Genomic DNA, 12799 nt, shown 5'->3' on the forward strand with positions numbered 1-12799 from the left:
TATAAAGACATAAGATAGGTGTCTGAAGAGTACGACATTAGTTTTTATATTTTGACCTAACACTTTATGATCAGGGAGCCTAATAGGTTTTCTTAGGATGCACACGCCTCTACTGGAGGACTTGCTGAATAAGAAACAGGGCACCCACCTGAATTTATCAGGCCAAAATGATCAACTATACAATGACGGCTCAGTTGGATACTATCGTATTGGCGAAGGACTTATGTCCTTCGCCTTTTTTGTATTCACAAATTCGAGTTATATGGTAGGATATACATATAATGAAAGAAGAATGGAGAACATTATGAAACATCAATTTTCAAGAAATGAACTTGCATATGGAAAAGAAGGATTAGATGCATTAAATAATAAAACAGTCATGATATTAGGTGTCGGTGGTGTCGGCTCATTCGCTGCAGAAGCGTTAGCGCGTACAAATATCGGGCACATTATACTGATCGATAAAGATGATGTAGATATTACGAACGTTAACCGTCAAATTCACGCTTTAACGACAACTGTGGGACAATCTAAAGTGACATTAATGGAAGAACGTATAAAATTAATCAACCCTGAATGTAAGGTGACTCCTCTGCATATGTTCTATACAGACGAAACGTATGAAGAGATATTCGAATATGACATCGATTATGTCGTAGACGCATCAGATACGATTATGTACAAAATTCATCTTATGAAAGAATGTCTAAAGCGTGGGATAAAGATTATTTCGAGCATGGGTGCTGCAAATAAAACGGATCCGACGCGTTTCCAGATTGCAGATATCTCGAAGACACATACAGATCCTATGGCGAAAGTAATTCGTACAAAGCTGCGTAAAGAGAAGATTTATAAAGGCATCCCTGTTGTTTTCTCTGATGAAAGTCCGATTGTCATACGTGAAGATGTGAAATCATATGTCGGTAACCCGGATGCTCCGATTCGTAAAGCGCAGATGCCCCCGTCTTCTAACGCTTTTGTACCAAGTGTTGTCGGATTAATTTGTGCGAGCTATGTGGTAAATGATATTTTGAAGGATTTCCCGGTAACACGAGTTAAAGATAAACAGTAAGGACGACCTTATTGTCTTTTGTGAATTTTTATTGGTAATTTCAGCATTTTATAGATATTTAATTCAATTAATACAAAACGACAAAAGCGATCAACGCTTTTGTCGTTTTATATTATCATAGATCTGTTTGAACTGCTGCTCTGACTTACTTGTTGTTTTTGGTTCGTAATATTGTTTATGTTTTAACGTATCAGGTAAATACTGCTGCACGACATAGCCACTTTCAAAGCTGTGTGGATATTTATAATCAACACCATTTCCTAAGTCTTTGGCACCTTGATAATGTGCATCTTTCAAATGTTTCGGTATCGCACCGACTTTACCGGATTTAACATCTTTTAGTGCATGATCGATCGCACTGATACCAGAGTTTGATTTCGGACTTAAACATAATTCGATCACAGCTTGTGCGAGTGGGATGCGTGCTTCCGGAAATCCTAGACGTTCTGCAGATTCTATCGCAGCGAGGATTCTTGCACCAGCACCTGGTGAGGCAAGTCCAACATCTTCATAGCTGATGACGAGCAGACGTCTCGCAATTGTCGGTAAGTCTCCACCTTCAATCAGGCGTGCTAAATAATGGAGGCTTGCATCAACATCACTACCACGAATGGATTTCTGAAATGCACTCATTATATCGTAATGCATATCCCCATCTGCATCGAAATTAAAACTTGGTTTCTGCAGACAATCTTTCGCATCTTGTAACGTTATATGAACAGGGTCACCTTGTGCAGATAAAACTGCAAGTTCCAGTGCATTCAGTGCAGTTCTGATATCCCCGGCAGCACTTTGGACAAAGTGAGAAACTGCATCATCATCAATTTTAACATCTTTTTTACCATATCCATTCACATCATCATTTAAAGCACGCGTCAACGCCTGCTTTACTTCTTTATCGCCGTGTGGGTACAATTCGAAAATTTGTGTCCTGCTACGAATGGCAGGATTAATAGCATGATATGGATTGCTCGTTGTTGCACCAATCAGTATAATACTGCCCTTTTCTAGATGCGGCAGCAAAAAATCTTGTTTTCCTTTATCGAGTCGATGAATTTCATCCAGTAATAATATGACTTGACCACTCATCTTTGCCTCTTCAGCGATGAGCTGCATATCTTTCTTAGTATTTGTTACAGCATTTAATTGTCTGAATTTAAGATTTGTACTTCCAGCGATGGCTTGTGCGATACTTGTCTTGCCAATGCCGGGAGGTCCATATAATATCATTGAGGACAAACGTTTCGCCTCAACCATACGTCTGATAATGCCACGAGGACCAACGAGATGTGCCTGTCCGATGATATCATCAATCGTATTCGGTCTCATTCTATATGCTAATGGTTCCAAAAAAATCCTCCCCTTTTCATATAAAGTGTACCTTATTTCGAATAAAAATGTGATAAAATTGATTTATTGAAAAGGAGCATCTATATAATGAAAATATCTACTAAAGGAAGATATGGTTTAACGTTAATGATATCGCTCGCGAAACGATATGATAAAGGTGAAACTGTATCCTTAAAAACGATTGCAGAAGAAAATCATTTAAGTGATTTATATTTAGAACAACTTGTTGGACCACTTAGAAATGCAGGACTCATTAAAAGTGTACGTGGTGCACGTGGTGGCTATAAGTTGATGAAACATCCGAAAGAAGTGACAACGAGTGAAATTATTCGTTTGTTAGAAGGACCGATTACGCCAGTGGAGGGCATTGAAGATGAACCGCCGGCACAGAAACAGTTATGGATTGATATTCGTGATGCGGTGAAGAAAGTGCTTGATGAAACGACATTGTATGACTTAATGCATTATAAAGAGAGCAGTCCGATAGAAGGGTATATGTTCTATATATAATGTTTGATTATATGTTGTGATAGGGAGTAGATGCCGAACATGGTGAAAGTTCGCCACCTACAAGTGTTAAGACAGCCACCTGTAAGGTATAGATGCCGAACATGGTGAAAGTTCGCCACCTACAAGTGTCAGGGCGACCACCCGTATGGTCTAGGTGCCGAACATGGTGAAAGTTCGCCACCTACAAGCGTTAAGACAGCCACCTGTAAGGTCTAGATGCCGAACATCGTGAAAGTTCGCCACCTACAAGCGTTAAGACAGCCACCTGTAAGGTCTAGGTGCCGAACATGGTGAAAGTTCGTCACCTACAAGCGACAGGACGCACCCACAGCATCACCCCCACATATAACATTAAAAAACTCCCGGATCTATGATCCGGGAGTTTTAAATTATGATGTTAGTGCTTTAAACTTACGATAGCTTTCATGCTGTTTATCAATATCATATATATAACTTACAGCGATAAACTCATCTACATTAAATTCTTCTTGAAATGCTTCCAGCTGTGCTTTCACTGTCTCTTCAGAACCGATAAATCCAGTCGCTGTGCGTGACATGGCCATCAATTTCTCTTGAGGACTCCACAGTGCATCCATATTTTCTACAGGTGGCTGCATCGGGATACGTGCATTTCGGATAATGCTTAAGAACATCTGGTGCATCGTTGTTGCCAGGTATTCTGCTTCTTCGTCTGTTTCTCCGATGATAACATTTGTTCCGACCATAACATATGGTTCTTTCAAATATTCAGAAGGTGTAAATAAATTTCTGTATATCTGAATGGCTTCTTTCATCTGTTCTGGTGCAAAGTGTGATGCGAAAGCATAAGGGAGACCTAATCGCGCTGCTAGATGTGCAGAATCTGTTGAAGATCCTAATATATAGATAGGAACGTTCGTATCTGCACCTGGATACGCTTTGACGTAGCCTTGTTTTTCTTCTGGTCCAAAGTATTGCAATAAGTCTTTCACTTCATCAGGGAATGTGTAGACACTATCGTGTCTATCACGTCTTAATGCACTTGCAGTCATCATATCTGTTCCAGGTGCACGTCCTAATCCTAGACTTACACGGTTCGGATAAATTGTTGCGAGAGTTCCGAACTGTTCGGCAACAACAAGTGGTGCATGGTTTGGAAGCATAATACCACCAGAACCAACTTCGATCGTCTTCGTATGTTGTAATACGTGACCGATTAATATGCTCGTTGCAGAACTTACTAAGTTCGGTGTATTATGATGTTCTGCTATCCAATACCTTCTGTAATCGAGCTCTTCAGCGAATTGTGCGAGTGCTGTCATCTGTTCTACTGCTTCTTTATTTGTCGAACCTTTTCTAACAGGTGCTAAATTTAATATCGAAACAGGTACTTTAATATTTGACAATGTTATTCCTCCTAATACTTTTTCATGTATCGCTATTTTAACATTACGTCAGAAACAATGAATAGCAATTTGCTTTAAGTGATATATTTTATACAATGAAGTTGTTCCTATAGTTTTTTTATTGAAAGGGTGTTAATATAAGTTATTGAAAAAATAGAAAGGATGTTCAATATGAAAGTTTATGCAGATTATGCTGCGACGACGCATGTATCACCAACTGTAGCACAAGTGATATATGATGGGATTACTCAACAATTTGGTAATGCATCAAGTATTCACACAGTAGGTCGTGAAGCACGAAAATTGTTAGATGATGCACGTCGAAATATCGCACGTGAATTTAATGTCGATGCGAAAGAGATTATCTTTACGAGTGGCGCTACTGAATCAAATAATACAGCAATAAAAGGAGCGGCATATCGTCATCAGCATAAGGGGAAGCATGTTATTACTTCTCAAGTTGAACATCACGCTGTACTGCATGTCTTCAATAAGTTAGAGCAAGAAGGATTTGAAGTGACGTACTTACCGGTCGATCGTCATGGTGTGATTAATATTGAAGATCTGAAGCATGCGTTAAGAAGCGATACAATACTCGTCTCAATCATGACCGGCAATAATGAAGTCGGCGCGATACAGCCGATTGATGAAATAGGTGAACTATTATATGGGCATCAGGCATTATTTCACACGGATGGCGTACAGGCAGTCGGTCATATGCCACTCGATTTTCGTGCATTGAACATAGATTTGTTCACTTTAACTGCTCATAAATTATATGGACCTAAAGGTGTTGGTTTACTCTATGTTAAACAAGGTGTGGATTTAGAATATCAGCAGCTTGGAGGGTCTCAGGAGACAAAGCGTCGTGCAGGAACGGAGAATATCCCTTATATTCTTGGGATGACACAGGCAATCAAAGAAGCACATGAAAACATGACAGAACGCAATGTGAAACTTGTTAATTTAAAGATGCACTTTATTAATGCATTAACTGAACGCGATATCCCATTCGAAGTAAATGGCGACTTGAACAATCAGTTACCTCACATTCTTAATCTTTACTTTCCGTTTAGTGATGTAGAGATTATGTTAACGCGTCTTGATATGGCTGGTGTATATGTATCAAGCGGTTCAGCGTGCACAGCAGGCAGTATCGAACCTTCACATGTTCTCACAGCAATGTATGGTGAGGATAAGCGTACGAAGCAGTCCGTTCGCTTTAGCTTCTCGTACACAATGACAGAAGAAGAAATTGAATTTATCGCACAAAGTATACAGGAAATATATAATAATTAAGGATTGATAACATGGATAACAGTAAAACAAAAGTAGTAGTAGGAATGAGTGGCGGTGTTGATAGCTCTGTTACAGCGCTCTTACTGAAAGAACAAGGGTATGACGTTATCGGTATTTTTATGAAGAACTGGGATGATACGGACGAGTTTGGTGTATGTACAGCGACTGAGGATTATGAAGATGTGATTCGCGTATGCAATCAAATCGGCATACCCTATTACGCAGTGAACTTTGAACAGGAATATTGGGACAAAGTGTTTACATACTTCTTAGACGAATATAAAAAGGGACGTACACCAAATCCTGACGTGATGTGTAACAAAGAGATCAAGTTTAAAGCATTTCTTGAGCACGCAGTGAAACTTGGTGCAGATTATGTTGCAACAGGACACTATGCCCAAATAAGACGTTCAGAAGACGGTGTAGAAATGTTGCGTGGCGTCGATAACAATAAAGATCAGACATATTTCTTAAACCAGTTAACGCAAGAACAACTCTCACGTGTGATGTTTCCGCTTGGACATCTGCAAAAGCCTGAAGTGCGCGAAATTGCTTTGAAACATGATTTAGCGACAGCAAAGAAAAAAGATTCTACGGGCATATGTTTCATCGGTGAGCGGAACTTTAAAGAATTTTTAAGTGGATATTTACCAGCACAAAACGGTGAAATGCAGACATTGGATGGTAAACCGATGGGCACACATAGCGGTTTAATGTACTATACGATTGGACAGCGACACGGATTAGGTATCGGTGGAGACGGAGATCCTTGGTTTGTCGTAGGTAAAAACTTGAAGGATAACGTTTTATATGTTGAGCAGGGATTTGATCATGATGCGTTATACAGTGATTATTTAATCGCATCTGATGTATCGTTTGTAAATCCTGTTGATTTAACGACGCCACTTGAATGTACTGCGAAGTTCAGATATCGTCAGAAAGACACGAAAGTTACAGTTGAAAAAATTGATGATAATACAATTAAGGTAACGTATGCAGAACCTGTACGTGCAATTACACCGGGCCAAGCAGTTGTGTTTTATAATGGAGAAGTTTGTCTCGGTGGTGCAACAATCGACGATGTATATAAGACGTCAGGACAGTTAGAATATGTAGTACAGAATTAGAAGACAATTTGTCTTCTTTTTTTATAGTTTGATATAATAGTAGTATTTGGAGGTTATACAATGAATGATAATCAGTTGATGGAATTAATTAAGAATAAAAAATATGAAGAAGCGTTAAAGTTGTTATTTGAAGCAATTGAGTCTGAGCCTGAAGAGGTGACGCACTATATTAATGTTGGTACGATCTTGTTTGATACAGGTAAGCTTGAAGAGGCAGAGCGTTTCTTCCAGAAGGCGATCACTGTTAATCCTGAGCATGGTGGCGCTTATTACGGCTTAGCCAATATTTATTATAATGCTGAACGATTTGATGAAGCAGTGAAGTTGTATCAGAAGGCGATAGCGTATGAGCTGCAGGATGCGGATACGTATTATATGCTCGGTATGTCGTTCGTTAATCTAGGTGAGATGAGTAGCGCATTGCCGTATTTGATGCGTGCACATGAGCTAAATGATGCAGATATTGAGATCGCGTTCCAATATGGTCTCGTGATGTGTCAACTTAGTATGTATGGTGACGCTGTCAATATGCTGCAGCGTGTAATGGATCAGGACGCGTCTCATGCGGATGCGTTATATAATTTAACGCTTGCACAATATATGATTGATGAAGATGCAGATAAAGCAATTGAGGGGTTTAAGCGTGTATTAGAGATCGCTCCAGATCATATGCTTGCTGGTCACGCTGTTAAGCAATTCGAATTACTTAAGGAGGAGTAGCATTGGAAAATATGACTTTGTTTGAGCAATCCTTTGTAAAAGGGACAATAACGAGAATATTATTCTATAACAATGATAATTTCTATACTGTGCTGAAGGCTGAAGTGATTGAATCAAATGAAGATTTTGATGATGATGCTACGATTACAGGTTATCTCCCACAAATTGCAGAAGGCGATACATATACTTTTACCGGTAAGATTATAACGCATCCGAAGTATGGAAAGCAGCTCCAGGCGGATAAATTTGAGAAGGATATGCCACAGTCGCGTGATGGTATTATTCATTATTTATCAAGTGATTTGTTTAAAGGAGTCGGTAAGAAAACAGCGAGAACGATTGTAGAAGTGCTTGGTGAAGATGCACTGAACATTATTCTTGATGATAAAAGTAGTCTTGACCAGGTGCCGAAGTTATCAGATGAGAAGAAAGAATTAATCTATAGTACGATTCATGATAATCAGGCGATTGAGAAAATCATGATTCAGCTGAATGAATTTGGGTTCGGGCCGCAGCTTGCGATGAAGATTTATCAGTTCTATAAGGACGATACGCTGAAGGTGATTAATGAATCTCCGTATCAACTCGTGATGGATATTGAAGGGATCGGATTTAATAAAGCGGATGAACTGGCAGGGAAACTCGGTATCGATAACAATCACCCAGAGCGTCTGAAAGCAGCGCTCGTGTTTACGATAGAACAAGCCTCTAACCAGAATGGACATACATATATTCCGGACCAGGTATTACTTGAAACAAGCTTTAATCTACTGACGAAAAATGGCAGTCAAGTCAATCCTGATCGCCTCGTTATCGCACTCACTGAACTGACAGAGGAACATAAGCTCGTTGAACATGAGAAGAACATCTATATTCCAAGTCTATTCTATTCTGAAACAAAAGCTGTACAAATATTGCATCGATTAATGAACCATAAGAATCAGGTGAAAGAGTTCGAACAGTCAGAAGTATTGATGGCAATCGGAGAACTGGAAGCACTGTTTGAAGTCAGCTATGCAGAACGGCAGAAAGATGCGCTTATTACGGCGATGAACTCTAAGCTGATGATATTAACGGGTGGGCCTGGTACAGGAAAGACGACAGTCGTACGTGGTATTGTTAATTTATATGCCGAACTGCATGGCTTGAGTCTAGATTATGATGACTATGACGGACATGACTATCCGATTGTCGTCGCAGCACCGACTGGTCGTGCGTCAAAGCGTCTTCAGGAATCGACGGGACTTGAAGCGACGACGATACACAGGTTAATTGGATGGACGAAAGAAAATAAACCGGACGATGTGCTGGAAACCGAAATTACAGCGAAACTGGTCATTATTGATGAAATGTCAATGGTTGATACGTGGCTTATGTTTCAATTGATGAAGGCTGTACCTGACGATGCCCAGATTATATTTGTCGGTGACCAGGACCAGCTCCCTTCGGTCGGTCCAGGTCAAGTATTTAAGGATATGATTGATGCACACATTATGCCGCAGATTGAGCTGAACGAGGTGTATAGACAGCAGGAAGGTTCCTCGATTGTCGAACTAGCACATCAGATTAAGCGCAATGAACCTTTTGACATTAAGAAAAGATATAATGACAGAAGTTTTATACCGTGTACAAGCAACCAAATTCCGGAAGTGATTGAGAAAATTGTATGCAGCGCTGTGAATAAAGGGTACGATATGCGTGACATACAAGTACTCGCACCGATATATAGGGGGCCAGCAGGTATACGTGCATTGAATAAAGTATTGCAGGAAATACTGAATCCAAGCGATGAAAACAAACGTGAACTGCAGTTTGGTGATGTTTATTTCAGAACGGGTGATAAAGTTTTGCAGCTTGTCAATCGACCTGAAGATAATGTATTTAATGGTGATATCGGAGAAGTCACTGGTATATTTATGGCAGCTGAGAATGCATTAAATAAAGATGTTGTGATTGTTGACTATGATGGCAGTGAAGTAACGTATACGAAAGCAGATTTAATGGAAATTACACATGCATATTGCTGTTCTATTCATAAGTCCCAAGGTTCGGAATTTCCGATAGTAATCATGCCTGTAGTCAATCAGTACTACAGAATGTTGCAGAAGAATATTCTGTATACGGGATTAACACGTGCAAAACAATCCCTGATATTCTGTGGAGATGTTCACGCTTTTAATGAAGGAATTAAGCGTATCGGTAATGCAAGATTTACAAGCTTCTATCAGTTTCTAATCGATTATTTTAACGAAGACGAAATAAATGACAAAAAGCAAGATGACCAAGGTAATATACTACCTTTCAACGTGGGGGAGATGACTGAAGACAATATGCATCTTGTTGATCCGATGATCAATATGGAAGGTATAACACCATATGATTTTATAAGTTGACGATTACTGCTTATTTTTTTATAATTTATGTAATTCAATATACTTTAAAGATGAGTAAGCAAACTGTACTTTTATAGAGACATATCGGCTGGTGAGAGATGTGATGTGCGGTTGCTGAAGCTACTTTAATAGTTTTAAATGAATAACGATTGAGTGATGACTTTGTCATAACTAGGGTGGTACCGCGAACACGTTCGTCCCTTTATAGGGCGAGCGTGTATTTTTTAGATTAAAGGAGAAGATAGGATGAAACGATTAACGGCTGCAGAAATAAGACAGATGTATTTAGATTTCTTTGTAGAGAAAAGTCATATGATTGAACCGTCAGCACCATTAGTACCAATTGATGATGACACATTATTATGGATTAACTCAGGTGTCGCAACGCTTAAGAAATATTTTGATGGACGTGTGATTCCAAGTAATCCAAGAATTACGAATGCACAAAAATCAATTCGTACGAATGATATTGAAAATGTTGGATTCACTGCTCGTCACCATACGTTTTTTGAGATGCTTGGGAACTTCTCAATCGGGGATTACTTTAAGAAAGAAGCGATTGAGTTCGCATGGGAGTTCTTAACGAGCGAACGCTGGATGGCAATCGAGCCTGAGAAATTATATGTGACCATTCATCCTGAAGACACAGAAGCATATGACTTATGGGTGAATGAAATTGGTTTAACTGATGATCGTATCACACGTATTGAAGGTAACTTCTGGGATATTGGTGAAGGACCAAGTGGACCGAATACTGAGATTTTCTATGATCGCGGAGAAAGTTATGGGCAAGATGATCCGGCTGAAGAGATGTATCCAGGTGGCGAAAACGAACGCTATTTAGAAGTGTGGAACTTAGTATTTTCTGAGTTCAATCATAATCCAGACCATACGTACTCTCCGCTTCCAAAGCAGAACATCGATACAGGGATGGGATTAGAGCGTATGGCATCTATCTCTCAAGATGTTCCGACAAACTATGATACGGATTTATTTATGCCGATTATCAAAGCAACAGAGCAAATTTCAGGGCGTAAATATCGTGATAACAAAGAAGACGATGTTGCATTCAAAGTGATCGCGGACCACATTCGTACAGTAAGCTTTGCTATTGGAGATGGCGCTTTACCTTCAAATGAAGGTCGAGGCTATGTGTTACGTCGTTTATTACGCCGTGCAGTGCGTTTTGCACAGAAGATCGATATTAATAAACCGTTTATGTATGACCTCGTTGATATAGTAGCAGCAATTATGAAACCTTATTATCCTGACGTTGATAAGAATAAGGATTTCATCAAGAAAGTCGTGAAGTCTGAAGAAGATCGCTTCCATGAGACATTAGAAGAAGGTTTAGTGCAGTTCAATGCACTTAAAGATAGTGCCAAAGCTTCTGACAATGTCTTAAAGGGAGAAGATGTGTTCAAGCTTTATGATACATTCGGTTTTCCAGTTGAATTAACGGAAGAGCTTGCTGAAGAAGCGGGTGTAGAAGTTGATCACGAAGGTTTTGAAGTGGCGATGGAAGCACAGCGTACGCGTGCACGTGAAGCACGTCAGAAGACACAGAGTATGCAGGTGCAAAATGAAGTGTTATCGAATATTAGAGTATCCAGCACCTTCGTCGGCTATGATACATTAACAGTAGACACGAACATCATTGCGTTATTACAGGATGGTGTTGAAGTAGAAGAAGCAGACGACCGTTCTGATGTGCAGTTCATCATGGCAGAAACGCCATTCTATGCTGTAAGTGGTGGACAGGTTGCAGATACAGGAACTGTCACAGGAGAAGGTTTCGAAATTGAAGTGACAGAAGTTACGAAAGCGCCGAACGGCCAAAATTTACACACAGGTACAGTACGTTTCGGTAAAGTAACGAAATCTGCAGTGAACGCAACAGTGAACGCAGAATTCAGAACATTCGTCATTAAAAACCACAGTGCAACACATTTAATGCATCAAGCCTTAAAAGATGTGTTAGGCACACATGTTAACCAGGCAGGATCTTTAGTTACACCTGAGCGCTTACGCTTTGATTTCTCACACTTTGGACCTGTTACAAAAGAAGAGATTGCAAAAGTTGAACAAATTGTGAATGAAAAAATCTGGCAGAACATACATGTGGAGATCAACGAGATGCCGATTAGTGAAGCGAAGGCAAAGGGCGCTATGGCGTTGTTCGGTGAAAAGTATGGTGATATTGTTCGTGTTGTTGAAATGAGCGATTATTCAATCGAATTATGTGGTGGTGTCCACGTCCGTAATACAGGTGAAATTGGATTGTTCAAGATTGTGTCTGAATCTGGAACTGGTGCAGGTGTTCGTCGTATTGAAGCGGTTACAAGTAAAGCAGCGTTCAGCTACTTATCTGAGTATGTGGATACAGTAGATACGTTACTGCCAGTTGTAAAAGTAAAAGCTAAAGAACAGTTAACTGAAAAAGTAAATGAGATAACTTCAATGGTGAAAGAGCAAGAAAAACAGATTGTTCAGTTGAATAAAGAAATTTCTGCTTTAAAGATGGGGGATATTTCAAATAATATTCAAGAAATCAATGGCATAAAAGTGTTAAGTACGGAAGTGGAAGTACAGGACGCTAAAATGTTACGAGAACTTATGGATGACTATAAATCTAAAGTGCAAGACGCAGTCATCTTCCTAGTTGCTGCAACAGATAAATTAAACTACATGGCGAGCGTTCCTAAAGCTCTAACGGATAAAGTTAAAGCAGGAGACTTAATTAAAGCAGTTGCACAGGAAACTGGTGGTAAAGGTGGCGGACGTCCAGATTCAGCTCAAGGCGGAGCCCCGAATCCTAAAGACGTTACGAAAGCATTACAATTCGTTAATAGTTACATTAATCAATTGTAATTAAAATGTTATGTATAGTATGATGAATGTGTATCAGGTCATACTAAAAGGAGTGTTTCAAGTGGAATTTGA

9 protein-coding genes and 1 other RNA gene are annotated in these 12799 nt (G+C 39.6%); 8 read left to right on the forward strand and 2 right to left on the reverse strand.

All coding sequences use genetic code 11. From position 1 onward, the window contains the following. Window positions 1–16: 16 nt before the first annotated feature. A non-coding RNA gene (ssrS, locus tag CD152_RS03695) (6S RNA) lies at window positions 17–205 on the forward strand. Window positions 206–304: 99 nt separating this feature from the next. Beyond that, window positions 305–1072 (forward strand): tRNA threonylcarbamoyladenosine dehydratase, encoded by a 768-nt coding sequence (locus CD152_RS03700; protein WP_041636431.1) that lies wholly within the window; start codon window positions 305–307, stop codon window positions 1070–1072. A 90-nt stretch (window positions 1073–1162) separates the two neighbouring features. On the opposite strand, the gene CD152_RS03705 is transcribed toward CD152_RS03700, so the two are convergent. Further along, the gene (locus CD152_RS03705) at window positions 1163–2428 is read right to left on the reverse strand and encodes a replication-associated recombination protein A (protein ID WP_103214416.1); all 1266 of its coding nucleotides are present in this window, start codon (window positions 2426–2428) and stop codon (window positions 1163–1165) included. Window positions 2429–2509: 81 nt separating this feature from the next. Here CD152_RS03705 and cymR point away from each other — a divergent pair, with 81 nt between their 5' ends. Beyond that, window positions 2510–2932: a cysteine metabolism transcriptional regulator CymR gene (cymR, locus tag CD152_RS03710; RefSeq protein WP_012657169.1), complete on the forward strand. Its 423-nt coding sequence runs from the start codon at window positions 2510–2512 to the stop codon at window positions 2930–2932. 389 nt (window positions 2933–3321) lie between these two features. Here cymR and CD152_RS03715 read toward each other — a convergent pair whose 3' ends face one another. Further along, window positions 3322–4317 carry an LLM class flavin-dependent oxidoreductase gene (locus CD152_RS03715; protein ID WP_101140267.1) on the reverse strand — a complete coding sequence of 332 codons (996 nt, stop codon included), beginning with the start codon at window positions 4315–4317 and terminating at the stop codon, window positions 3322–3324. 171 nt (window positions 4318–4488) lie between these two features. On the opposite strand from CD152_RS03715, the gene CD152_RS03720 reads away from it, so the two are divergent. The 5 genes from CD152_RS03720 to alaS all read left to right on the forward strand — a co-directional run bounded on the left by CD152_RS03720 (window position 4489) and on the right by alaS (window position 12727). Then, on the forward strand, window positions 4489–5616 hold the full coding sequence (locus CD152_RS03720; protein WP_101140268.1) for a cysteine desulfurase family protein: 1128 nt from the start codon (window positions 4489–4491) through the stop codon (window positions 5614–5616). 11 nt (window positions 5617–5627) lie between these two features. Beyond that, window positions 5628–6743: a tRNA 2-thiouridine(34) synthase MnmA gene (gene mnmA / locus CD152_RS03725; RefSeq protein ID WP_101140269.1), complete on the forward strand. Its 1116-nt coding sequence runs from the start codon at window positions 5628–5630 to the stop codon at window positions 6741–6743. A gap of 60 nt (window positions 6744–6803) precedes the next feature. Beyond that, entirely contained in the window at window positions 6804–7463 is a 660-nt protein-coding gene (locus CD152_RS03730; RefSeq protein ID WP_101140270.1) for a tetratricopeptide repeat protein, read from the forward strand. Between the two features lie 2 nt (window positions 7464–7465). Then, the gene (recD2, locus tag CD152_RS03735; RefSeq protein WP_101140271.1) at window positions 7466–9856 is read left to right on the forward strand and encodes an SF1B family DNA helicase RecD2; all 2391 of its coding nucleotides are present in this window, start codon (window positions 7466–7468) and stop codon (window positions 9854–9856) included. Window positions 9857–10102: 246 nt separating this feature from the next. Beyond that, window positions 10103–12727 (forward strand): alanine--tRNA ligase, encoded by a 2625-nt coding sequence (gene alaS / locus CD152_RS03740; RefSeq protein WP_103214417.1) that lies wholly within the window; start codon window positions 10103–10105, stop codon window positions 12725–12727. Window positions 12728–12799: the final 72 nt, after the last annotated feature.

This window comes from Macrococcoides caseolyticum (genome assembly GCF_002902665.1).
GTDB classification, from domain to species: domain Bacteria; phylum Bacillota; class Bacilli; order Staphylococcales; family Staphylococcaceae; genus Macrococcoides; species Macrococcoides caseolyticum.

Bases quoted from the DNA above. Each gene is read 5' to 3' on its own strand.
- CD152_RS03700 (WP_041636431.1), top strand. From the start codon at position 305: ATGAAACATCAATTTTCAAGAAATGAACTTGCATATGGAAAAGAAGGA.
- cymR (WP_012657169.1), top strand. From the start codon at position 2,510: ATGAAAATATCTACTAAAGGAAGATATGGTTTAACGTTAATGATATCG.
- CD152_RS03720 (WP_101140268.1), top strand. From the start codon at position 4,489: ATGAAAGTTTATGCAGATTATGCTGCGACGACGCATGTATCACCAACT.
- mnmA (WP_101140269.1), top strand. From the start codon at position 5,628: ATGGATAACAGTAAAACAAAAGTAGTAGTAGGAATGAGTGGCGGTGTT.
- CD152_RS03730 (WP_101140270.1), top strand. From the start codon at position 6,804: ATGAATGATAATCAGTTGATGGAATTAATTAAGAATAAAAAATATGAA.
- alaS (WP_103214417.1), top strand. From the start codon at position 10,103: ATGAAACGATTAACGGCTGCAGAAATAAGACAGATGTATTTAGATTTC.